This window comes from Nocardioides sp., assembly GCF_964229035.1.
GTDB lineage: Bacteria > Actinomycetota > Actinomycetes > Propionibacteriales > Nocardioidaceae > Nocardioides.
Genome location: NZ_CAXRAZ010000056.1, coordinates 25,069 through 47,582 on the forward strand (window position 1 = coordinate 25,069; position 22,514 = coordinate 47,582).

Annotated in this window: 19 protein-coding genes; 14 read left to right on the forward strand and 5 right to left on the reverse strand. The window is 72.5% G+C overall.

The window, feature by feature from the left end; translation table 11 throughout:
• Positions 1–41 precede the first annotated feature (41 nt).
• The 11 genes from ACERUN_RS17095 to ACERUN_RS17145 all read left to right on the forward strand — a co-directional run bounded on the left by ACERUN_RS17095 (position 42) and on the right by ACERUN_RS17145 (position 12,599).
• The gene (locus ACERUN_RS17095) at positions 42–656 is read left to right on the forward strand and encodes a TetR/AcrR family transcriptional regulator (protein ID WP_370291248.1); all 615 of its coding nucleotides are present in this window, start codon (positions 42–44) and stop codon (positions 654–656) included.
• On the forward strand, positions 653–1,462 hold the full coding sequence (locus ACERUN_RS17100) for a TIGR03084 family metal-binding protein (RefSeq protein ID WP_370291249.1): 810 nt from the start codon (positions 653–655) through the stop codon (positions 1,460–1,462). Before ACERUN_RS17095 ends, ACERUN_RS17100 begins: the two co-directional genes overlap by 4 nt.
• Positions 1,459–3,192 (forward strand): acyclic terpene utilization AtuA family protein, encoded by a 1,734-nt coding sequence (locus ACERUN_RS17105; RefSeq protein ID WP_370291250.1) that lies wholly within the window; start codon positions 1,459–1,461, stop codon positions 3,190–3,192. Before ACERUN_RS17100 ends, ACERUN_RS17105 begins: the two co-directional genes overlap by 4 nt.
• Before the next feature lie 152 nt (positions 3,193–3,344).
• On the forward strand, positions 3,345–4,481 hold the full coding sequence (locus ACERUN_RS17110) for an acyl-CoA dehydrogenase family protein (protein ID WP_370291251.1): 1,137 nt from the start codon (positions 3,345–3,347) through the stop codon (positions 4,479–4,481).
• Positions 4,481–4,981 (forward strand): SRPBCC family protein, encoded by a 501-nt coding sequence (locus ACERUN_RS17115; protein ID WP_370291252.1) that lies wholly within the window; start codon positions 4,481–4,483, stop codon positions 4,979–4,981. Before ACERUN_RS17110 ends, ACERUN_RS17115 begins: the two co-directional genes overlap by 1 nt.
• An 86-nt stretch (positions 4,982–5,067) precedes the next feature.
• Positions 5,068–6,618, forward strand: a complete 1,551-nt coding sequence (locus ACERUN_RS17120; RefSeq protein ID WP_370291275.1) for an acyl-CoA carboxylase subunit beta — start codon at positions 5,068–5,070, stop codon at positions 6,616–6,618.
• Positions 6,619–6,630: 12 nt separating this feature from the next.
• Entirely contained in the window at positions 6,631–8,685 is a 2,055-nt protein-coding gene (locus ACERUN_RS17125; RefSeq protein WP_370291253.1) for a biotin carboxylase N-terminal domain-containing protein, read from the forward strand.
• Positions 8,685–9,854, forward strand: a complete 1,170-nt coding sequence (locus tag ACERUN_RS17130) for an acyl-CoA dehydrogenase family protein (protein WP_370291254.1) — start codon at positions 8,685–8,687, stop codon at positions 9,852–9,854. Before ACERUN_RS17125 ends, ACERUN_RS17130 begins: the two co-directional genes overlap by 1 nt.
• A 186-nt stretch (positions 9,855–10,040) precedes the next feature.
• The gene (locus tag ACERUN_RS17135) at positions 10,041–11,003 is read left to right on the forward strand and encodes a hypothetical protein (RefSeq protein WP_370291255.1); all 963 of its coding nucleotides are present in this window, start codon (positions 10,041–10,043) and stop codon (positions 11,001–11,003) included.
• Positions 11,004–11,192: 189 nt separating this feature from the next.
• The gene (locus ACERUN_RS17140) at positions 11,193–11,408 is read left to right on the forward strand and encodes a hypothetical protein (RefSeq protein WP_370291256.1); all 216 of its coding nucleotides are present in this window, start codon (positions 11,193–11,195) and stop codon (positions 11,406–11,408) included.
• A gap of 72 nt (positions 11,409–11,480) precedes the next feature.
• The gene (locus ACERUN_RS17145) at positions 11,481–12,599 is read left to right on the forward strand and encodes a YihY/virulence factor BrkB family protein (RefSeq protein WP_370291257.1); all 1,119 of its coding nucleotides are present in this window, start codon (positions 11,481–11,483) and stop codon (positions 12,597–12,599) included.
• A 47-nt stretch (positions 12,600–12,646) separates the two neighbouring features.
• Here ACERUN_RS17145 and ACERUN_RS17150 read toward each other — a convergent pair whose 3' ends face one another.
• Genes ACERUN_RS17150 through ACERUN_RS17160 form a run of 3 tightly spaced genes read right to left on the reverse strand, consistent with a single transcriptional unit; the run spans position 12,647 to position 16,534 of the window.
• Positions 12,647–14,008: an anthranilate synthase component I family protein gene (locus ACERUN_RS17150; RefSeq protein ID WP_370291258.1), complete on the reverse strand. Its 1,362-nt coding sequence runs from the start codon at positions 14,006–14,008 to the stop codon at positions 12,647–12,649.
• Positions 14,005–14,583, reverse strand: a complete 579-nt coding sequence (locus tag ACERUN_RS17155) for an aminodeoxychorismate/anthranilate synthase component II (RefSeq protein WP_370291259.1) — start codon at positions 14,581–14,583, stop codon at positions 14,005–14,007. The genes ACERUN_RS17150 and ACERUN_RS17155 overlap by 4 nt, the downstream gene beginning before the upstream one ends.
• 16 nt (positions 14,584–14,599) lie before the next feature.
• Positions 14,600–16,534: an anthranilate synthase family protein gene (locus tag ACERUN_RS17160; RefSeq protein WP_370291260.1), complete on the reverse strand. Its 1,935-nt coding sequence runs from the start codon at positions 16,532–16,534 to the stop codon at positions 14,600–14,602.
• A gap of 162 nt (positions 16,535–16,696) precedes the next feature.
• Here ACERUN_RS17160 and ACERUN_RS17165 point away from each other — a divergent pair, with 162 nt between their 5' ends.
• Positions 16,697–17,308 carry a hypothetical protein gene (locus ACERUN_RS17165; RefSeq protein ID WP_370291262.1) on the forward strand — a complete coding sequence of 204 codons (612 nt, stop codon included), beginning with the start codon at positions 16,697–16,699 and terminating at the stop codon, positions 17,306–17,308.
• A gap of 7 nt (positions 17,309–17,315) precedes the next feature.
• Here the strand turns inward: ACERUN_RS17165 and ACERUN_RS17170 are convergent, their stop codons facing one another.
• The gene (locus ACERUN_RS17170; protein WP_370291263.1) at positions 17,316–18,281 is read right to left on the reverse strand and encodes a lipase family alpha/beta hydrolase; all 966 of its coding nucleotides are present in this window, start codon (positions 18,279–18,281) and stop codon (positions 17,316–17,318) included.
• 226 nt (positions 18,282–18,507) lie between these two features.
• On the opposite strand from ACERUN_RS17170, the gene ACERUN_RS17175 reads away from it, so the two are divergent.
• A complete protein-coding gene (locus tag ACERUN_RS17175; RefSeq protein WP_370291264.1) occupies positions 18,508–19,146 on the forward strand; it encodes a GNAT family N-acetyltransferase in 639 nt (212 codons plus the stop codon).
• Positions 19,147–19,294: 148 nt separating this feature from the next.
• Here the strand turns inward: ACERUN_RS17175 and ACERUN_RS17180 are convergent, their stop codons facing one another.
• The gene (locus ACERUN_RS17180; protein WP_370291265.1) at positions 19,295–21,532 is read right to left on the reverse strand and encodes a UvrD-helicase domain-containing protein; all 2,238 of its coding nucleotides are present in this window, start codon (positions 21,530–21,532) and stop codon (positions 19,295–19,297) included.
• A 394-nt stretch (positions 21,533–21,926) separates the two neighbouring features.
• On the opposite strand from ACERUN_RS17180, the gene ACERUN_RS17185 reads away from it, so the two are divergent.
• Complete coding sequence (locus ACERUN_RS17185) at positions 21,927–22,481, forward strand: hypothetical protein (RefSeq protein ID WP_370291267.1); 555 nt, start codon at positions 21,927–21,929, stop codon at positions 22,479–22,481.
• Positions 22,482–22,514 lie beyond the last annotated feature (33 nt).

The following is a 22,514-nucleotide window of genomic DNA, read 5'->3' on the forward strand; positions in this document are numbered from 1 at the left end:
CAGGCTTGACTGTTTGTAAGTGACGGGCCCATCCTGGTCGCATGACGACGACGCGGGTGCCCCAGGAGGAGCGCACCCGCGTCATGCGGCTGCGGCTCATGGAGGCCACCGTCGAGCTCCTGGTCGAGCGCGGCTTCTCGGGCACCACGACCACGCTCGTCTCCGAGCGGGCCGGGGTGAGCCGCGGCGCCCAGCTTCACCACTTCCCGACCAAGAACGACCTGGTGGTCGCGGCGGTCGCGCACATCACCGAGATCCGCGGCTCGGAACTCGAGGCTGCTGCGGCGCGCCTGCCGCAGGGCCCGGGGCGCACCGAGGCCGTGATGCACATGCTCGGCGAGCACTTCAGCTCGCCCGTGTTCACCGCCGCCCTCGAGCTGTGGGTGGCCGCGCGCTCCGACGCCACGCTGCTGGCCGCCGTCGCCCCGCTCGAGCAGCACGTCGGTCGCGAGACCCACCGGCTCACGGTCGAGCTGCTCGGTGCCGACGAGTCGCGACCCGGCGTCCGCGAGCTGGTGCAGGCCACCCTCGACCTCGTGCGCGGACTCGGCCTCGCCAACACGATCAGCGACGACGCCGCCCGGCGCCGGCGCATCCTCACCGAGTGGGCGCGCACCTTCGACGCGGCCCTCGCGACACCGGAAGGCGAGGCATGAGCGTCCTCGACGACGTCCTGGCCGATCTCACCGCCGAGGGCGACGCGCTGCGTTCGCTCGTGGCCGGTCTCGACGACGCTGGCTGGGCCAGGCCCACCCCGGCCGAGGGCTGGTCGATCGCCACCACCGTGGGCCACCTCGCGTGGACCGACGAGGTCGCCGTGCTCGCCGCCGGCGCCCACACGGCGGAGGGCAAGGCCGCCTGGGACGACGTCGTCCTCGGAGCCATCGCCGACCCCGACGGCTTCGTGGACGCCGGCGCGCTCACCGTCGGCGCCACGGCTCCCGCCGACCTCCTCGCCCGCTGGGACGCCGGCCGCGCCGCGCTGGCGACCGCGCTCCACGCCGTGCCCGAGGGGCAGAAGATGCCGTGGTTCGGGCCGCCGATGTCGCCGACCTCGATGGCCACGGCGCGCTTCATGGAGACCTGGGCCCACGCGCTCGACGTCCACGACGCCCTCGGGGTGCCCGCGCAGGCGAGCGACCGGATCCGGCACGTGGCCCACATCGGCGTCCGCACGCGGGGTTTCTCGTTCGCCAACAACGGGTTGGAGGCGCCCGGGGGCGAGGTGCGGGTCGAGCTCACCGCGCCGAACGGCGAGGTGTGGACCTGGGGCGCGGACGACGCGAGCGAGCGGGTGAGCGGATCCGCGTGGGACTTCTGCCGCCTGGTCACCCAGCGCGTGCACCGCGACGACACCGACCTCGTCGCCGCGGGGGAGGGCGCCGAGCAGTGGCTGCGCATCGCGCAGGCCTTCGCCGGGCCGGCCGGCGGCGGGCGCGCGGCGACGGGAGGTGCGGCATGAGCACGGCGCTGCGCGTCGCCAACTGCTCCGGCTTCTACGGCGACCGGCTCTCTGCGCTGCGCGAGCAGCTCGAGGGCGGCGAGGTCGACGTCATCACGGGCGACTACCTCGCTGAGCTCACCATGCTCATCCTCGGCATGGACACCCTCAAGGATCCCGGCCTCGGCTACGCCCGCACCTTCCTCACCCAGCTCGAGGACACCCTCGGCACGGCCCTGGAGCGCGGGGTGCGCATCGTCGCCAACGCCGGCGGGCTCAACCCCGCCGGACTGGCCGCGAAGGTGCGCGAGCTGGCCGAGCGGCTCGGGGTCGAGGTGAAGGTCGCCCATGTCGAGGGCGACGACCTGCGTGCCACCGGCCGCTTCGACGGCGCCCTCACGGCCAACGCCTACCTCGGCGCGTTCGGCATCGCCGCCGCCCTGCGCGAGGGCGCGGACGTCGTGGTGACCGGCCGCGTCACCGACGCCTCCGTGGTCGTCGGCCCCGCGATCGCCCACCACGGCTGGGGTCACGACGACCTCGACGCGCTGGCCGGTGCGGTAGTGGCCGGGCACGTGATCGAGTGCGGCACGCAGGCCACCGGCGGCAACTTCTCGGGCTTCCGCGAGCTCGCCCGCGCCGGTCGCCTCGGCGCCCCCCTCGGCTTCCCGATCGCCGAGATCGCCGCCGACGGCACGAGCGTGATCACCAAGCACGAGGGCACCGGCGGAGCCGTCACGATCGACACCGTCACCGCGCAGCTGCTCTACGAGATCCAGACCACCCGCTACCTCAACCCCGACGTCACCACCCGGCTCGAGACGATCCGCCTGCGCGAGGTCGGCGACGACCGCGTCGAGATCAGCGGCGTGCAGGGCCTGCCGCCGGCCGAGAGGCTCAAGGTCGCGGTCAACAAGCTCGGCGGCTACCGCAACCAGATGGAGTTCGTGCTGACCGGGCTCGACGTCGACGCCAAGGCCGACTGGCTGCGCCTGCAGCTGGACGATGCCTTCACCGCCGCCGAGGTCACCTGGACCCAGACACCGGCCCGCGGTGGCGACGCCGACACCGAGGAGGGCGCCTCGGTGCTCCTGCGATGCATCGCGAAGGACCCCCAGCCCGGCCCGGTCGGCAAGCCCTTCACCGGCCCCGCCGTCGAGCTGGCGCTGGCCTCCTACCCGGGCTTCACGATGACCGGCCCTCCCGGCAAGCCGTCCCCGTTCGGCGTCTACACGCCCGAGTACGTCGAGCGATCCGCGGTCGAGCACACCGTCGTCCACCATGACGGACGACGGGAGGTGATCGCCGACCCCACCGTCTTCGTCGAGCACACCGCTCCCGACGAGCTCGACCCGCAGCTCGGTGTGCGCCCGTCGCCGTACCCCGCACCCGCCGACTCGATCACCCGCCGGATGCCGCTCGGCACCTTCGTCCACGCCCGCTCCGGCGACAAGGGCGGCAACGCCAACATCGGCCTCTGGGTCAAGAACGACGGCTCGCCGAAGCACGCCGCGCGCGTGCAGTGGCTGGCCAAGCTGATGAAGCCCCGCAAGGTGCGCGAGCTCGTGCCCGAGGCCCGCGACCTGCCCGTCGAGGTCTACCTCCTGCCGAACCTCGGCGCCGTCAACATCGTCATCGAGGGCCTGCTGGGCGACGGCGTCGCGGCGTCCACGCGCTTCGACCCCCAGGCCAAGGGCCTCGGTGAGTGGCTGCGCAGCCGCATCGTGCACGTGCAGGAGGACCTCGTATGACCCATTTCGCCGCTGTGCGGTCCGCCGCCCTCGTTGGTCGGGGGTTGCGGTTTGGCGCCAAACCACAACATTTGCCGGGCTTTTGTTGCGGTTTGGCACCAATCGACGACCCCCGGCCCGCCACCCACCCCACCCACCCGAAGGAGCGCTGAATGCGCTGGAACGAGGAGCGCACCGCGCTCAAGGCCGCCGCCACCGAGTTCGCCCACCGCGAGATCGTGCCGAGCCTGCAGGAGTGGGAGGACGCCGGCGAGCTGCCGCGCAGCCTCACCCAGGCCGCCGCCAAGGCGGGGCTGCTGAGCGTCGGCTACCCCGAGGAGTTCGGCGGCGACGGCGGCGACCTGCTCGACGCCTGCGCGCTGCAGGAGGGGCTCATGGACGCCGGGGCGTCGGGCGGTCTGATGGCCTCGCTGTTCACCCACGGCATCTCAGTGCCGCATATGATCGCCAACGGCAGCCCGTACCTCGTCGATACCTACGTGCGTCCGACGCTCGCCGGCGAGAAGATCGGCTCGCTCGGCATCACCGAGCCGGGCGGCGGCTCCGACGTCGCGGGCATCACCACCCGCGCGGTGCGCGACGGCGACCACTACGTCATCAACGGCGCCAAGACCTACATCACCTCCGCGGTGCGCGGCGACTTCGTCGTCACCGCCTGCCGCACCGGCGAGGCCGGGCACGCCGGGGTGTCGCTGATCGTGGTCGACAAGGGCACGCCCGGCTTCACCGTGCAGCGCAGCCTCAAGAAGATGGGCTGGCACTGCTCCGACACCGCAGAGCTGTCGTTCGCCGACGTCCGCGTGCCGGTGGAGAACCTCGTCGGCGAGGAGAACCACGGCTTCTACTACATCGCCGAGCAGTTCGTCGTCGAGCGCATCTTCCTCGCCCTCATGGGCTACGGCCACGCGATGCGCTGCGTCGATCTGGCCGCGCAGTGGGCCCGCGACCGCGAGACCTTCGGCAAGCCGCTCATCAAGAACCAGGTGGTGCGCGCGAAGCTCGTCGAGATGCGCCGCCAGGCCGAGGTCGCGCGCACCTACACCCTCGACGTCGCCGCCCGGCACGTCGCGGGCGAGCAGGTCATCGCCGAGGCCTGCCTGGCCAAGCAGACGGCCGTGGACGCCGCGGTGGCGGTGTCCGACATGGCGGTGCAGCTCTTCGGCGGCGCCGGCTACATGCACGGCATGGAGGTCGAGCGGCACTACCGCGACGCCCGCCTGCTGCCCATCGGCGGCGGCGCCACCGAGGTGCTCACCGACCTCGCCGCGAAGATGCTGGGCTACGCCTGATGGCCGCGCTCAAGGGGCTCATCAGGCCGCTCGGCGGAGAGGTCACCGTGCACATGGCGGCCCCGGTCGAGCAGGTGTGGGCCCTCATCAGCGACGTCACGCGCATCGGGGAGTTCTCGCCCGAGACCTTCGAGGCCGAGTGGACCCACGGCGCCACCGGCCCCGCGAAGGGCGCGCGCTTCCGCGGCCACGTGAAGCGCAACGGCGTCGGCCCCACCTACTGGACGCCGTGCACCGTCACCGACTGCGTGCCGAACGAGCGCTTCGAGTTCTCCGTCGGGCTCGACAAGAACCCCATCAACACCTGGGGCTACCGCATCCAGCCCGAGAACGGCGGCACCCGGGTCACCGAGTACTTCCGCCTCAGCCCGGCCCTGCCGGTGCGGATCTACTGGACGCTGCTGGGCCCGCTGCGCAGCCGCACCAACGAGCGCGGCATGCGCACCACGCTCGAGCGCATGCGCGCCGTCGTCGAGCAGCAGAAGGGAGCCGGCGCATGACCGCCGTCCAGGACGAGCAGCAGGCACCCGGGCCCGGGCCTGGGTCGAACCCGGAGCCGAGCGTCGAGGAGACCCGCCGCGCGGCCATGGAGGCCAAGCTCGACGAGCTGCACGCCGAGCTGGCCAAGGCCGTGGAGGCGGGCGGCAAGTACATCGAGCGCCACCGCCAGCGCGGCAAGCTCACCGCGCGCGAGCGCATCGAGCTGCTCATCGACGAGGACGCCGCCTTCCTCGAGCTGATGCCGCTCGCGGGCTGGGGCAGCGACTTCGCCGTGGGCGCCTCGCTCGTCACCGGCATCGGCGTCGTCGAGGGCGTCGAGTGCCTCATCGTGGCCAACGACCCCACCGTCAAGGGCGGGGCCCTCAACCCGTGGTCGCTGCGCAAGTCCTTCCGCGCCAACGAGATCGCGGAGAAGAACAACCTCCCGGTCATCAACCTCACCGAGTCCGGCGGCGCCGACCTGCCCACGCAGAAGGACCTCTTCATCCCCGGCGGCCGCGGCTTCCGCGACCTCACCCGCGCCTCCGCGCGCAAGCAGCCCACGATCTCGGTGGTCTTCGGCAACTCCACGGCCGGCGGCGCCTACATCCCGGGCATGAGCGACTACGTGATCATGGTCAAGGAGGGCGCGAAGGTCTTCCTCGCCGGCCCGCCGCTGGTGAAGATGGCCACCGGCGAGGAGACCGACGACGAGAGCCTCGGCGGCGCCGAGATGCACTCGCGCACCTCGGGACTGAGCGACTTCCTCGCCGTCGACGAGCGCGACGCGATCCGCCTGGCGCGCCGCACCGTGGCCCGGCTCAACTGGCGCAAGGCCGGCCCCACGCCGTCCACGGACTACGCGGAGCCCGACCTCGACCCCGACGAGCTGCTCGACCTGATCCCCACCGACCTCAAGGAGCCCTTCGACCCGCGCGAGGCCATCCTGCGCATCGTCGACGGCGCGGGGCCCGGCAACGAGGTCGCCTTCGACGAGTTCAAGCCGCTCTACGGCACGGCCCTGTGCGTGGGGTGGGCGCGCTTGCACGGCCATGAGATCGGCATCCTCGCCAACGCCCGCGGGGTGCTGATGAGCCAGGAGGCGCAGAAGGCCGCGCAGTTCATCCAGCTGGCCAACGCCAAGGACACCCCGCTGCTGTTCCTGCACAACACGACCGGCTACATGGTCGGCAAGGAGTACGAGCAGAACGGCATCATCAAGCACGGCGCGCAGATGATCAACGCGGTCTCCAACTCCACCGTGCCGCACCTCACCGTGATCATGGGCGCCTCCTACGGCGCCGGCAACTACGGCATGAACGGACGCGCCTACGACCCCCGCTTCCTCTTCACCTGGCCCTCGGCCAAGTCGGCCGTGATGGGTCCGGCGCAGCTGGCCGGCGTCATGGAGATCGTCGCGCGCGAGTCGGCGCAGAAGAAGGGCCAGCCCTTCGACGCCGAGGGCTTCGCCGGCGTGAAGGCGATGGTCGAGGCCACCATCGAGGAGCAGTCGCTGCCGTACGTGCTCTCGGGTCTGGTGTACGACGACGGCGTCATCGACCCGCGCGACACCCGCACCGTGCTGGGCATCTGCCTGAGCGTGATCGCCAACCAGCCGATCGAGGGCGCCATGAACTTCGGCGTCTTCAGGCTCTGAGGGAGAGCAGCCATGACCACCATCACCCGGCTCCTCGTCGCCAACCGCGGCGAGATCGCCCGTCGCGTCTTCCGCACCTGCCGCGACCTCGGCATCGCCACCGTCGCCGTGCACTCCGACGCCGACGCCGACCTGCCGTTCGTGCGCGACGCCGACGTCGCCGTCCGCCTCCCCGGCAACACCCCGGCCGAGACCTACCTGCGCGGCGACCTCGTCATCGCCGCCGCGCTCAAGGCCGGAGCCGACGCGATCCACCCCGGCTACGGCTTCCTGTCCGAGAACGCCGCGTTCGCCCGCGCGGTCGTCGACGCCGGCCTCACCTGGGTGGGCCCGGACCCGGCGTCCATCGAGTCGATGGGCTCGAAGATCGAGTCCAAGAAGCTCATGGAGGCCGCCGGCGTCCCGGTGCTCGGCAACCTCACCGCCGACACCGCCACCGAGGCCGACCTCCCGCTGCTGGTGAAGGCCAGCGCGGGCGGCGGCGGGCGCGGCATGCGCATCGTGCGCCGGCTCGACGACCTCGGCGACGTCGTCGAGCAGGCCTCCTCGGAGGCGGTCTCGGCCTTCGGCGACGGCACCGTGTTCGTCGAGCCGTACGTCGAGACCGGCCGCCACATCGAGGTCCAGGTGCTCGGCACCCCCGAGGGCACGATCGTGCTCGGCGAGCGCGACTGCTCGGTGCAGCGCCGCCACCAGAAGGTGATCGAGGAGGCACCCGCGCCCGGCCTGCCCGCCACCACCCGCACGGCGCTGCACGCAGCGGCCAAGGCGGCCGCCGAGGCCATCGACTACCGAGGCGCCGGCACGGTGGAGTTCCTCTACGACGCCGCCAAGGACCGCTTCTACTTCCTCGAGATGAACACCCGCCTGCAGGTCGAGCACCCCGTCACCGAGGCGGTCTACGGCCTCGACCTCGTGGCGCTCCAGATCGCCGTCGCCGAGGGCCGCGTGCCCGACGTCGAGGTCGGCGAGCCGCGCGGGCACGCCGTCGAGGTGCGCCTCTACGCCGAGGACCCGGCCCACGGCTACCAGCCGCAGAGCGGTCGGCTCACCCGCTTCGAGGTGCCCGGCGTCGTCGCCTCCTTCGCCGGCCCGGCGGAGGCGGGCGTGCGCCTGGACTCCGGCGTCGGCACCGGCGATGCGATCGGCACCTTCTACGACGCCATGATCGCCAAGGTGATCGCCTACGCGCCCACCCGTGAGGAGGCGCTGCGCCGCCTCGCCGGGGCGCTCCAGCGCTCGCGGCTGCACGGCATCGCCACCAACCGCGACCTCCTCGTCGAACTGCTGCGCCACCCGGTGGTGGTCGAGGGCCGCATGACCACCACCTTCCTCGACACCGAGGACCTGCGATCGCTGAGCCCGGGCACCCCCGGCCGGCCGGTCGACCAGGCCGCCGCGCTGTTCGCGGCCGCCGTCGCGTGGACCCAGGCGGCCGTCGAGCGGCGCGGTGTGCAGCAGCGCATCCGCCCCGGCTTCCGCACCGTGGACGCCGGCCCGCGCGTCGTCCGCTTCGCGCTGGGCGACACCGAGGTGGAGGTCGGGTGGCGGCCCGAGCGCAGCGGGGGCTACCGCTTCGTCGACGCCTACGGCGAGGTCGAGGGGCTCACCGCCCCCCGTGCCGTGCGTACGGCGACGGGGTGGGAGGTGGAGGTCGTCCACGACGGTCTCGCCACCACGATCGAGGTGAGCATCGACGGCGACCGGGTCGACGTCGACTCGCCCGCCGGGCACTACCCGCTCACCAAGGTGGCGCGCTTCGTCGACCCCGCCTCGCAGGTCGCGGCCGGGTCGCTGCTCGCGCCCATGCCGGGCAGCGTCGTCGCCGTCCGGGCATCGGTGGGCGACGTGGTGGCCGAGGGCCAGCCCATCGTCGTCATGGAGGCGATGAAGATGCAGCACACGATCTCGGCGCCCTACGCGGGCACCGTCAGCGAGCTCCCGGCCACGGCCGGGGCGCAGGTCGAGGCGGGCGCCGTGCTCGCTGTCGTCGAGCCGGCCGCCGAGGCGGCCGCTGAATCCGGTTCAGAGTCGGCCGCCGCCGGCGCAGCACAAGGAGAGCAGTGATGACCGAGACCATGTTCACCGAGCCCGAGGAGCGCGTCGCGCTGCGCGAGGCCGTGGCGAAGCTCGCCGGCAAGTACGGCCAGGAGTACGTCGTCAAGCAGGCCCAGGAGGGCGGCAAGATGACGGAGATGTGGCTCGACATGGGGGCCCACGGCTTCCTGGGCGTCAACATCCCCGAGGAGTACGGCGGCGGTGGCGGCGGCATGGCCGACCTCGCCGCGGTGCTGGAGGAGGCCGGTGCCGCCGGCGCCCCGCTGCTGATGATGGTGGTCTCGCCCGCCATCAACGGCTCGATCATCGCCCGCTGCGGCACCGAGGAGCAGAAGCGCCGCTGGCTGCCCGGCATCGCCGACGGCACCCACCTCATGGCCTTCGGCATCACCGAGGCCGACGCGGGCTCGAACTCCCACAACATCACCACCACCGCGCGCCGCGACGGCGACGAGTGGGTGCTGTCGGGTCAGAAGACCTACATCTCCGGTGTGGACGAGGCGCAGTCGGTGCTCATCGTCGCGCGCACCGAGGACGCCAAGACCGGCAAGCTCAAGCCCGCGCTGTTCGTCGTCCCGACCGACTCCCCGGGCTTCACCAAGCAGGTGATCCCGATGTCGTGGTCGGCGCCGGAGAAGCAGTTCACCCTCTTCATCGACGACGTCCGCCTGCCCGCCGACCACCTCATCGGCGACGAGGACGGCGGACTCTGGCAGCTCTTCGCCGGCCTCAACCCCGAGCGCATCATGGGTGCCGCGATGAGCCTCGGCATGGCCAGGTACGCGCTCGACAAGGCCGTGGCCTACGCCAAGGAGCGCTCGGTGTGGAGGGACACCCCCATCGGCGCCCACCAGGGCATCGCCCACCCGCTGGCCAAGATCAAGATCGAGCTCGAGCAGGCCCGCCTGCTCATGCAGAAGTCGGCCGCGCTCTACGACGCCGGCGACGACTTCACCGCCGGCGAGTACGCCAACATGGCCAAGTACGCCGCCGGCGAGGTTGCCTGCAACGCCACCGACGTCGCCGTCCACACCCACGGCGGCAACGGCCTCACCCAGGAGTACGGCCTCGGCAACATGCTGGTGGCCGCGCGCCTGGGCCGCATCGCCCCGGTGAGCCGCGAGATGATCCTCAACTTCGTGGCCATGCACTCGCTCGGGTTGCCGAAGTCGTACTGAGCCGCACCTTGCTCCTCCTCGCTGCCCCGCCGGTGTCGCCGGCGGGGCAGCGTCGTCCTCGCGCCACGGTTCTCCACAGCCGATCAGACGAGCATTGACATACGAAGATGGTGACACTTTGATGTGGTCACCAGTCGATGGTCGACTGCGGGCTTCGGCCCAGCACTGAAACGGAACTCTCGGGATATGTCGTACTTCCATCGGGCCCCTGCTGCCCTTCTCCTCGCGGGGAGTGCCGTGCTCGGCGTCCTCGCTCCCTCGGCCACCTCACCGGCGATCGCCGCGAGCGGCGCGCCCTCGGTCACAGCCGTCGAGCAGGCCGTCGAGGCCGCCGGCGAACTCGTCGAGGCCACCGTGCCCGCCACGTCCGACGCGGCAGTCCAGCTGCCTTCCGACGCGTCCGGGGCGGTGCAGATCTCCGGCGGCGGCAACGCGGTCGAGATCGGGCTGCCGGGCAGCGGCGATGCGCCCGCGCAGGACGCCGCGGGCGGCGCCGTCTACACCGGGGTCGCCCCCGACGCCAGCCTGCTTGCCACCGCCACCGCTGAGGGCGGCACGCAGCTGGTCGCCGTGCTCGCCTCCCCGCAGGCGCCGCACTCGCTGTCCTTCCCGGTGAGCGCCGGCGAGGGTGCACGCCTCGTCGCGGACGACGACGGCACCGTCGATCTCGTGGCGCCGAGCGTCGACGCGGTCGATGCGGCTGCGGCGGGTGCCGGGGCAGAGGCCGCGGGCGAGGCCGTCGTCGGCGAGTTCGCCGCTCCTTGGGCGCTCGACGCCACCGGAGCCCCCGTGCCCACCCGCTACGAGGTGCGCGGCATGACGCTCCTGCAGACCGTCACGCCGACCGAGTCGACCGTCTACCCCATCACCGCGGACCCGTCGTTCAAGGTCGGGTGGACCGGCCTGTTCGCCCACTGGTCGCGCTCGGAGGCCAAGAAGCTGGCCGGTCTCGGCCTCACCGCCACCGGCGCCGCGCTCGGCACTCTCTGTGCCGGCCCCCAGGTCGCCTTGTGCGCGGCCGCGGCGGCTACGGTCTTCCAGGCGCTGAAGTACGTCTCGGACGCCACGGTCGACGTCTACTACAACCGCGGCTACCGCCTCACCTCGCGACTCACGCCGCCGTACGCCACCTACTTCGAGAAGAGGTGACACCGGCGGCACCATCACGTGCCCGGCGTCTCTGACCGCGACGGCCACCACTCCTCCCCGGGAGTCCCTGGGGAGGAGTGGACCCGGGCGTCGGGGGCGGGTGGTCTGATGGTCACCAGCCCCGCGCGGTCCCTTTCCCTGTCCACCCGTTTCCGTCAAGGTCCACCCAGTCCACGCGAAGGATCCCCCATGGCCCGCCCCGCACCGGTGCAGCACCTCATCGACCACCCCGGCCGCCTGGCCGGCGTCCTGATCTTTCTCATCACCCTCGTCACCACGCTGCTGAGCGACGACTCGGCCGGCGGCAAGGTGGTGACGCTCGGGCTCACCGCGATCGCCGTCGTGATCGGCGTGGCGGTCGGCGAGAGCATCGTCGGCCAGGTCCGCGACCGTCCCCGGCGCTAGGTCGAGCTGGGCTCGGCCCCGCGAACCTGGGTCCTCCCCGGTGCCGCGGGGTCGATGCCCTAAGTTGCCCCCGTGGGTTTCGTCGGCGATCTCGACCGCGCGCAGCGCAAGCGCTCGGTCGTCGGTTTCCCGCTGGCGGTCATCTACAAGTTCTTCGACGACCAGGGCAACTACCTCGCGGCGATCCTGACCTTCTACGCCTTCCTCGCGATCTTCCCGCTCCTGCTGCTCGGCACCTCGATCCTCGGCTTCGTCCTGCAGGGCAACCCCGACCTGCAGCAGCAGGTGCTCGACTCGGCCCTGGCCCAGTTCCCGATCATCGGCGACCGGCTCGGTCGACCGGACGGCCTGCAGGGATCGACGGGTGGCGTCATCATCGGTGCCCTCGGCGCGCTCTACGGTGCGGTCGGCCTCGGGCTGGCGCTGCAGAACGTGCAATCAGCCGCCTGGGCGGTGCCGCGCAACACCCGCCCGCACCCCGTGATGACCCGCCTCAACAGCCTGGTGCTCCTCGCCACAGCCGGCACGCTGATCCTCATCGTCTCGGTCGGCTCGGCGATCCTCACCTCCACCAATCTCATCGGCTCGATCTCCGACCAGTGGTGGTTCACCTGGCTGGTGCGCATCGTCACGGTGATCCTCCTCGGTGCCGGTCTCACGGTGCTGCTGCGATTGGCCGCGGCCCGGGCAACCCGGGCCAAGGTGGTCAACGCCGCGCCCGGCGGCTACACGATCGCGGTGCTGTGGCAGATCGCCCAGCACCTCGGAACGCTCTATGTGAAGAACACCCTGAACTCCACCGACCGCAACGGCATCGACCCCACCTTCGGTCTGGTGCTCGGTCTGATGGGCCTGCTCTACATCCTCGCCGTCGCCGGCGTGCTGGGCATCGAGGTCAACGTCGTCCTCGCGCGACGGCTGTGGCCCCGCGCGCTGCTCACTCCGTTCACGGATGCCGTCGACCTCACCGACGCCGACCGCCGCGCCTACGCGATGTACGCCCAGACCCAGCGGCACAAGGGCTTCGAGACGGTGTCGGTGCGTTTCGAGGGCCGCGACGGAGACACCCACGAGATCGTCCTCGACCCGCGTACCGAGAAGGTCATCAAGCAGCACATCCCCGGCCTCCCGCCGCGAGCGGAGGCTGCCGAGGAGCCCACCCAGCGCCTGCAGCTGCCGCCCTCGATCTAGGCCGCGGCCGGCGGCGGTCGCGCCCGGGGCGGGCAGCGGCGTAGCGGTCACTCGGCGAGCGCGCGCAGGAGCCGCTCGGCCTTCCAGCACGTCTCGGCCCACTCGTCGCCCACCTCGCTGGCGACCGTGATGCCGCCACCGGTGCCGAGCGTGTAGGCGGTGCGCCCGGCGTCGTCCACGGTGCCGTCGGTGACGAGGCTGCGGATGACCACGCCGAGGTCGGCCCGGCCGTCGCCGGCGATCCAGCCGAACGCCCCCGAGTAGACGCCGCGCGGCGTGGCCTCGACGGCGTCGATGATCTCCATCGTGCGCAGTTTCGGGGCACCCGTCATGGATCCGGCCGGGAACAGCGCCCGCAACGCGCCGAGGGTCGAGATGTTGTCGCGCAACCGGCCGCGCACGGTCGAGACCAGCTGGTGCACGCTGGCGTACGACTCGACCTCCATCAGCGCCGGCACTTCCACCGACCCCGGCTCGCTCACCATCGCGACGTCGTTGCGCAGGAGGTCAGTGATCATGAGGTTCTCGGCGCGGAACTTCGCGTCGCTGGCCAGGTGGGCCCGCGCGGCGTCGTCCTCGGCTGCCGTGGCACCGCGCTGGGTGGTGCCCTTGATCGGCTTGGTCTCGATCACGCGGCCCCGCGCGTCGGCGTCGATGAGGGCGTAGCGCTCGGGCGAGCTGCTGAGCAGCCAAGCGCGGGCGTCGTCCACGTCGTGCTGCAGGAAGCCGGCGTAGGGGGCGGGGTTCATCGCGCGCAGGCGCAGGTAGGCCGCCACCGGCCCGTGGACGCTCGTCACCTGCTGCCGGCGGGTCAGGTTGACCTCGTAGGAGTCGCCCGCGTGCAGCGCCTCCTGCACCCGGGCGAAGGCGGCGACGTAGTCGGGGGCGGCCGAGGGGCCGGATTCACCGGCCGGCCGGTGAATCTGGCACATGGACGACGGAACTCCGTCGTCCATGTGCCAGAAACCTCGTCCCACTGGGGCCTGTGGGGCAGATGTGACACCGTCGGCGTCGTGCTCGAACGAGCGCAGGTGCGAGGGCCGCAGCCACACGGCGTCCGGGAGGTCGGGGTCGGGGCGCGCCGGCAGGTCGGTGCGGGCGGCGTAGCCGAAGTAGCCGAACCACTGGTCGGGTCGCCCGCCCGGGGCCGCCAGCTCCGCCTCGAGGACGACGAACGGGTCGTCGCCCACCACCTCCGAGCGCCCGGCGGCGTGCCGGGTGACCTCGCGCCGCGCTGCGCTGTAGCTGAGGGACACGTCGTCGTCGTCGAGCCAGCCGATCACCGAGCGGCGACGCGACCAGTCCCGCGCGCCACCGCCGTCGAGCCACACGCAGCGCCGATGCTGTGCGGCGACCTGCGCGAAGAACTCCTCCGCGCTGCTGCCCGCTGTGCCCGCCGCGGCGCTCATCGTCCCGCCAGGAAGTTCGCCACGATCGCGGCCCCGTACTCGCTCAGCACCGACTCGGGGTGGAACTGGACGCCCGCGACGGGGAGGTCGCGGTGGGCCACGGCCATCGTGAGGTCCGAGTGCTCGTCAGTGGCCGTGGCGGCGAGCGACTCCGGCAGGCGCAGGGCGGCCAGCGAGTGGTAGCGAACGGCGGCAAAACCGTCGGGCACGCCGGTGAACAGTCCGGTGCCGGCGTGGCGCACCCGTGCCAGCACGCCGTGCCCGGGCGCGACCCGGTCGACCACGCCGCCGAAGGTCGTCACGATCCCCTGCAGGCCCAGGCACACCCCGAGCACCGGACGACGCCCCGCCGCGAGGACCGCGCGACCCACCGCGAAGTCGCGTTCGACCGCGGGGTGTCCCGGCCCCGGCGAGAGCACCACGAACTCGTGGGCCAGCACGTCGTCCGGCTCGGCCTCGTCGTGCTGCACCACGCTCGGCAGCACGCCGGTCACCTGCGCGACGAGATGCACCAGGTTCCAGGTGTAGGAGTCGTGGTGGTCGACCACGACGACGTCGGGAGCCCGCGCGGCCACGCTCGCCTCGCGCCGCTCAGCCCAGCAGCACCGCGCAGACGAGGTCGTGCACGATCTCGAATCCGCGCTCGGTGAGGATCGACTCGGCGTGGAACTGCACGCCCCGGTAGTGCGGTCCGGCGACGGCGTGGACGTCGCCGGTGTCGGGGTCGGCGTCGACGCGCACGCCGGCAGGGAGCACGGTCGCGTCGTCCGGGCGGCCGACGAAGGTGTTGTAGAACCCCACCCGCTGCGGCCTGCCGTCGAGCCACACCTGGGCCTGCGTGCCCTGGAAGACGATGTCCTTGTAGGCCAGCGGGATGCCGAGCTGGTGGCACAGCGCCTGGTGGCCCAGGCACACGGCGAGGAACGGCTGCTGCCGCTCGAGCAGGCGCGCCACGGCCGCCCGCAGGTTGGCCATCTTGGGGTCGTCGTCCGCGCGCGGGTCGCCCGGACCCGGGCCGACGATGACGAGGTCGTAGTCGTCGAGGACGCCGTCGGCGTAGTCCTCGTGGCGCACCACCGCGCTGCTCACGCCCATGCGGGTGAGCATGTGGCGCAGCATGTTCACGAAGTCGTCCTCGCCGTCGAGGATGACTGCGCGCTTGCCGATCAGCCGCGGGTCGACCGGGGTTCCGGCCTGGTCGGCGAGCCAGAAGCCGGAGAGCCGGTTGTTGCGGCTCGCGAGGGCGATGAGCACCTCCTCGTCGGCCACGAGCGTGGCGACGTCGGTGGTGGGCACCGGCGCCGGCGGCACGAGCCCGAACGCCGACAGGATGCCGCCTGCCTTGGCATGGGTCTCGGCCACCTCGTAGGCGGGCACGGAGTCGCGCACCAACGTGGCGCCGGCAGTGACCTTCAGGTTGCCGTCGAGGTCGACGTCGGCGGTGCGGATGACGATGGGGGAGTCGACGACGGGCGCGCCGTCGCCATCGCGACCGAACAGGGCGAGGGCGGCCGCGTAGTAGCCGCGTCCCTCCGGCTCGTAGGCCTTGATCAGGCGGCAGGCGTTCTCCACCGGCGAACCGGTGACGGTGGCGGCGTACATCGTGTCGCGCAGCACCTCGCGGACGTCGCGCGTGGTGCGCCCCGCGAGCAGGTACTCGGTGTGGATGAGATGGGTCATCGGCTTGAGGAACGGCCCGAGCACCTGCCCGCCCTCCGTGCAGATGTCGCACATCATCTTGAGCTCCTCGTCGACCACCATGAAGAGCTCGTAGATCTCCTTCTCGTCGCGCAGGAACGCCGCGAGCCGCTCCTCGGTCGAGCGCTTCTCGCCGGCCGGCGGGCGCAGGTGGAAGGTGCCGGAGATCGGGTTCATCCGCACGTCGCCACCGTGCACCGACACGTGGCGCTCGGGGCTGGCGCCGATGAGGTAACGATCGCCGGTGAAGAAGATGTAGGTCCAGTAGGCGCCGCGCTCGCGCTCGAGCAGGCGGCGGTAGACCTCGAGCGCGGTGGCTGCGCCCCAGTCGGCCACCCGGGCGCGGAAGGTGCGACCCACGACGAGGTTGGCGCCCTCGCCCTGGCCGATCTCGTCGCGGATGATCCGCTCGACCATGGCGGCGTAGGCGTCGTCGTCCAGGTCGAAGCCGCCGCGGTCGGCGAACTCCACGGGCACCTCGTCGATCGCCTCGACGACCTCGGCGACCGAGAACTCGTGCTCCTCGGCCACGTCCACCACCACGAGCGGGGTGCCGTCGTCGTGGGCGTCGAATCCGCGCTCGGTGACCTGGCGGAAGGGGACGGCGACCAGGCGGTCGCAGGTGCGCCCGGGGGCCGGAGCGCCCTCGCTGAGCGGGATGTCCATGATCTGCTCGACCACGCTGCGAGTGCCGCCGAGCACACCCACGGTGTCGCGGTCGCCGGCCCGGGTCGAGCGCCGGATGATCGCCCACGCCTCGTGCCCCTGGACGGCCGCGATGGCCTCCCGGGCGGTCAGGGCGGTGCGGGGCGCAGGCGCGGACGACATGGGCGAAGCCTAGGCGCGCCCGCGGCTCCCACGCCGCCCGGTTCCGCTCTCCGGCCCGCACCGCCGATGCCGGTGGACGACGGGCGCTGCCCTGCCCGGTCGTCGTCGCTCCGACCGGGATCGCGGCCGCCGGCCCTGGGAACCCCCGCGTATCGTCGAGACGTGCCCGAACGCCAGCTCATCCGCGTGGTCAGCGTCGGCGTCGAGGACGCCGAGCTCGCCCGCATCCGCGGTCGCCTCGGGCGCGACCCGCTCGTCCTCACCGGCCCCACTCCCGAGGCGGCGCGCGTGGTCAAGCAGCTCGGCGCGCAGCCCAAGGTCGAGCTCCTCCTCGCCCCGGTGCGCTTCCCGCCCGCCGACCGCGGTCACCAGCTCGACACGCTGGTGCGCCGCCACGCGATGGAGGACCGCTACCGCGACGTGGTCGTCGTCGTCGACCCCGCGTCGTCCACGCTGCTGTTGCGCACGCTGGCGCCCGACCAGCTGGCCTCCGGGGGACCCGTCACCACCGTCGCGCTGCCGCGCAGTGCGCAGCCGGTCAGCCTGACCCGGGTCGCGGCCATCGGCGGCGGCCTCGGCGTGGCCTCGGCCGTGATCGAGCCCCTCTCGCCGCTGCCGATCATCCCGACGCTCGGCGGCGTGGTCGGTCTGGTGCTGCTGGCGCTGCCGGCTCGCCGCCGCCTCGGTCGCGAGGTGCTCCTGGCGGCGGCGATCGGCATCCTGCTGGCCTTCATGCTGGTGGCCAGCTCGGCTCGCTTCCCCGGATCGGCCTGACCCGACCTCAGAGCAGGCCGGGGACCAGCTCACCCAGGAAGGGCAGCACCACCGAGCAGGTGACCGGCTTGCGGCGCTGCGGGTCGAGGGTGTTGAGCACGATCTGCGCCGTGGTGCGGCTGGAGACGATCTGGAAGTGCTCGGAGAGGTCGGTGGGACAGACGTCCTGCAGCACGATGTTGTTGACGCCGGGGTAGATGCCGCTGGTGTAGGGGATCACGAGCTCGTCGTACTTGGTGACGATGCTCGTGTAGCTGACCCCCGGCTGCAGGATGCCGTTGCCGGAGTTGAGCTCGGCGTAGAAGTCCGAGGTGGGCGAGAACTGCAGGCACGAGACGCACAGCGGGTTCGCGTAGCCCGCCGGGAGCAGCGGCCCCAGCAGCTGCTGCGGGGTGCCGGCGATCGCGGTGCCCCGGTAGATCGAGGCGATGCCGATGTAGTTCTGCACCTTCGCCGCGCCGCCGAGGAACTTCAGGTAGTACTGCGGCATCACGGTGCCCTCGGAGTGGCCGACGAGGTCGACCTTGCTGGCGCCGGTGGCGGCGAGGACCTTGTCGACGAAGGTCGCGAGCTCGCGGGCGCTGACGCGCATGTCGCCCACCCCGCCGAAGGTGTCGGCGCCCGGGATGGTGGTCAGCTGCACGCCGTAGGTGAGCGCGAAGACGCAGTAGCCCTCGTTCTTCAGCAGGGGCCCGAAGGTCGGCCAGTTCGTCGAGCGGTTGCCGAGCAGGCCGTGCACGAGGACGACGGGCCGCGGGTGCGCCGCGTTCGGCTTGCAGGTGAAGTCGTTGGTGCCCGGGGCGTTCGCTCCGGGCGTGCCGCCCAGGATCGCCGCGGGCAGGAAGCCGTAGGGCACGGGCAGCGGCGCGTCGGCGGCGCGCGCGGGTGCGGGCGCCAGCGTGGTGGCGCCGAGGGCGGCGAGCAGCAGGCCCACCAGTGCGGTGAGTCGAGCGAGCAGAGGACGACGAGGCATGGGTGTTCCTTCCGGGGGGCACCGGAACGGGTGGGCCGGGTGGCACACCCGCGTGGGGTGACGAGGGCGCCGACGCCGTGAGGTGATCGGCGTCACGCACCGTACGACACTCCCCCGACACGACCCGCGCGTCTCACGGATGAAGTCGCCGCACTGCCGGGGCGCCGGCGGAACGAGACGGCGGGAGGTGACCGCGCCGACCGACGGCTGGCGCTACGGTCGGCGGGTGAGCAGTGCTGCCCCCGACGGCCCCGTCCCCGTCCGCGCCGTGACCGCTGAGGACCACGCCGCGATCACCGCCCTGCTGCGCACCGCGTTCGCCGACGAGGGGCCCGCGGTCGCCGACCTCGTGGACGACGTCCGCGCGCGCGAGCTCGTCGGCGTCGAGCTGGTGGCGCTCGCCCCCGCGGGTGAGATCCCGAGCGGCGGCCGTGGGGCGTCGTCCACGGTCGTCGGGCACGTCGCTCTGAGCCACGCCTGGCTCGACACCCGCAGCGAGCGCCTCGACGTCCTGCTGCTGAGCCCTCTCGCGGTCGCCCCCGGGCAGCAGCGCCGTGGGATCGGTGCCGGCCTGCTCGCGGCCGCCCTCGCGGAGGCCGACCGCTCGGGCGCGCCGTTCGTCGTCCTCGAGGGGGCACCGGGCTACTACAGCCGTCACGGCTTCGTGCCCGCATCGGCCTACGGCATCGACGCCCCGTCGCCGCGCATCCCCGGCCCCGCCTTCCAGGTGGCCGCGCTCTCGGCGCACGAGCCGTGGATGACCGGGCGGGTCGTCTACCGCGAGGTGTGGTGGGAACACGACGCCGTCGGCCTGCGCGATCCCGCCCTCGCCCGCTTCGAGATGGCCCTGCCCGACGGCGGCTGAGCGGCGCTCGGCCGTGCGGCAGTTTCACCGGCCGGCCGAGGTTTCTGCCGCGACTGGGACGACGTTTCTAGCACCTGGCCGATGGAACTCCGTCGTCCCAGTGCCAGTTTCACCGGCCGGCCGGTGAATCCGCCCCCGGCCGCCGCCCTCAACCGACGGTCGTGAGCAGCTGAGTGGCGCGGGTGAGGACGACGTAGAGCGTGGCGCGGCCGGTGGCGGACTCGTCCTCGATCTCCTGCGGACGCACCACCACGATCGCGTCGAACTCCAGGCCCTTGGTGTCGAGGCCGGTGAGGACGACGACGCGGTCCTCGCCGGAGGGCTGCACGGTGGAGTCGACGGCGGCGCGAGCGCCGGGGGCGTCGGCGGCGAGCTCGGGCCAGCCGGCGAGCCAGGCGTTGACCTCCGAGCGGCGGGCCACCGGCACCACGATGCCCACGGTGCCGGCGACGCGGCCGGCGACCTCGAGCACGGCTGCGCGGGTGGCGGCCTCGAGCGCCCCGTCGGCCCCGTCCGCCTCGTCGACCTCCACGTGACGAGGCTCCTCGCCGGTGCGCCGCACGGCGTCGGGGAGGTCCGCGTCGAGGCCGACGCGACGGGCGTAGGCCGCCGCGTGGGCGTAGATCTCGGCGGAGTTGCGGTAGTTCGTCGACAGGTGGAACTCGTGCAGCTGCTTGCGCTCGAGCGCCTCGGCGCGGGCGGCGGCGGCCTCGGCGGGCACGGGCCACGACGACTGCGCGGGGTCGCCCACGATCGTCCACGATGCAGTGCGGCCGCGGCGTCCGACCATGCGCCACTGCATCGGCGTGAGGTCCTGCGCCTCGTCGATCAGCACGTGCGCGTAGCCGTCGTCCTCGATGCTCGAGGTCGGCGGGCGCCAGGAGCGGCCGGCGGGTGCGAACTCGCGATCCGCGGCGGTCATCAGCTCCTGGATGTCGACGGCACCCTCGATGAGCCCGACCGGGTCGTCGCGCTCGTCGTCGGCCTTCGCCGGCAGGTCGCCGAGCAGGTAGCGCAGCTCGTCGAGCAGCGGCACGTCCTCGATCGAGATCTGCGGACCGATCGGGCGTGCGGGGTCGATGCCCTCCCACGTCTTCACCACGCGCGCCTGCTCCTCGGCGCTCAGCAGCCCCTCGCCCACGCGGGCCAGGAACTCGGCGTCGCCCAGCCACGACAGCACCGTGGCCGCGTCGAGCGGCGGCCACCAGCCGAGGGCGAAGTCGAGGAAGTCCTCGCGCGAGAGCATCTCGTCATCGAACTTCTCCCGCCCCTCCTCGCGGCCCCGCTCGCTGCGCACCTGACGCCAGAGCGCGTCGAGCAGCGCGCGGGAGATGCGCGGCAGCTGCCTGTTGCGTAGCCCCTGCGACATCAGCTGGCGGCGCAGCTGGCCGAGGCGGCCGCGGTCGAGGCGGAGCACGTCGTCGCGCCAGAACACGCGGAACTCGCGCGGGCTCCCGGGGGCCTGCTGGCGCGCGGTGCGGCGCATCAGCTCCGCCATCCGGGCCGCGCCCTTGATGTCGGCCACGGCGGGCTCGTCATGACGCGTCGCGCGGACGTCGTCCACGACCTCGCCGAGGCTGCGGAGCGCCACCGCCGTCTCGCCGAGGGAGGGCAGCACGCGCTCGATGTAGCGCATGAAGACGCCCGATGGTCCGACCACGAGGACGCCGCCGCGCTCGTAGCGTGCGCGGTCGCTGTAGAGCAGGTAGGCCGCACGGTGGAGTGCGACGACCGTCTTGCCGGTGCCTGGACCTCCGGAGATCGACACGACGCCCTTGCCGGGTGCGCGGATCGCCTTGTCCTGCTCGGCCTGGATGGTGGCCACGATCGAGTGCATCGAGCGGTCGCGGGCGCGGGAGAGCTGCGCCATGAGCGCTCCCTCGCCGACGATCGGCAGCTCGCGGCCCTCCTGCTCGGCGGCGCTGAGCGCCTCGGCGTCGAGCAGTTCGTCCTCGACGCCGACCACCGTGCGGCCCGTGCTGCGCAGCACCCGGCGTCGGATCACGCCCTGCGGCTCGGCGGCCGTGGCCTGGTAGAACACCGCGGCCGCGGGGGCGCGCCAGTCGATGAGCAGGGAGTCGCGGTCCTCGTCGCGCAGGCCGATGCGGCCGACGTAGCGGGGTTCGGGGTCGACGGCGGCGTCGAGGTCGAGGCGACCGAAGACGAGGCCCTCGTGGGCGGCATCCAGCTGCGCGATGCGCTTGGCGGCCTGGAAGACCATCGCGTCGCGTTCGACGAGACCGCCCTCGTGGCCCAGCCGCCCGCGCGAGTGGCCCTCGCGGGCGAGTTCCTCCGCATTGCGCCCGGCCTTCTCCAGCTGCTGGTAGACCCGGTCGACGAAGGTCTGCTCCGCCGCGACCTCGCGCTCCACGAGCTCCTCTGCCACCGCTCGACGCCCCTGTGCTCCCGTTGCCTCCCCGACCCGTGCGGGTCGGGCTCACCGCCCTGCGGCAAGCGCCTCACTGTAGTCGCCCGGCCCCGCGCGGACGGCGACGGGCGGTCGTCGTGTCGGTGATCGAGAACGCCGGCCGGGGTGGGAGCAGTATTTGTCACCCTCCGCTCGGCGTTCCTGAATTTCCTTTCGACAAAGGAAATTGAAGGTGTGGCTCCTTTCGTGAAGGGGCAGGCGTCCACCGGCGTGCCTCGGATCACACCACCTCACGATCCCTGCTCTAATGTCGCCATCGCCGACCACAACAAGGGGGGTTGTAGTGGGGGTAACGGATAGTCGCGCGCCCAAGCGCCCGAACAAGCGCGGAATCGCAGCGCGCGAGAAATTGATGAATACCGCGCTGGACCAACTCGCGTCCGGTCGCACCGAGGCGGCCTCGGTCAATCTCATCGCCAAGGAGGCCGGGCTCAGCTGGGGCTCGGTGCAGAACCTCTTCGAGGACGCCGACGGCTTCTGGGCCGCGGTCGTCGCCTCGATCATCGAGGCGGGCCCGAGCATGTGGGCCGCTCCGACCAGCGCGACCGTCGGCGGCCGCCTGGCCGAGGTCGCCGACCTCTACCTGCAGGTGCTCGGATCGCCTCACGGCGTGGCCGTCGAGACCGTGCGGGCCGCGCTGCCGCGCAACTTCGACGTCCTCGTCGAGACGCATCCGCGCACCGCTGCGGTGCTGCACGACCTCGACGAGCGATGGTCGCGGGCGTTCGTGAAGTTCCTCCACGGCCTGGACGTCGACGAGGAGCGCCTGCGCGACGTCGCCGTGGTGCTCGCCAGCGGTCTGCGCGGCTTCCGCACCGACACGCTGCTCGGCGCGCCGACCGATCCCGACCGGGCGCGCCGCACGCTCGTGTCGGCGCTGACCGCCTACCTGGAGGACCGGTCCTGACCGGACGACTCCGGCTGCTGCGACACTGCACGC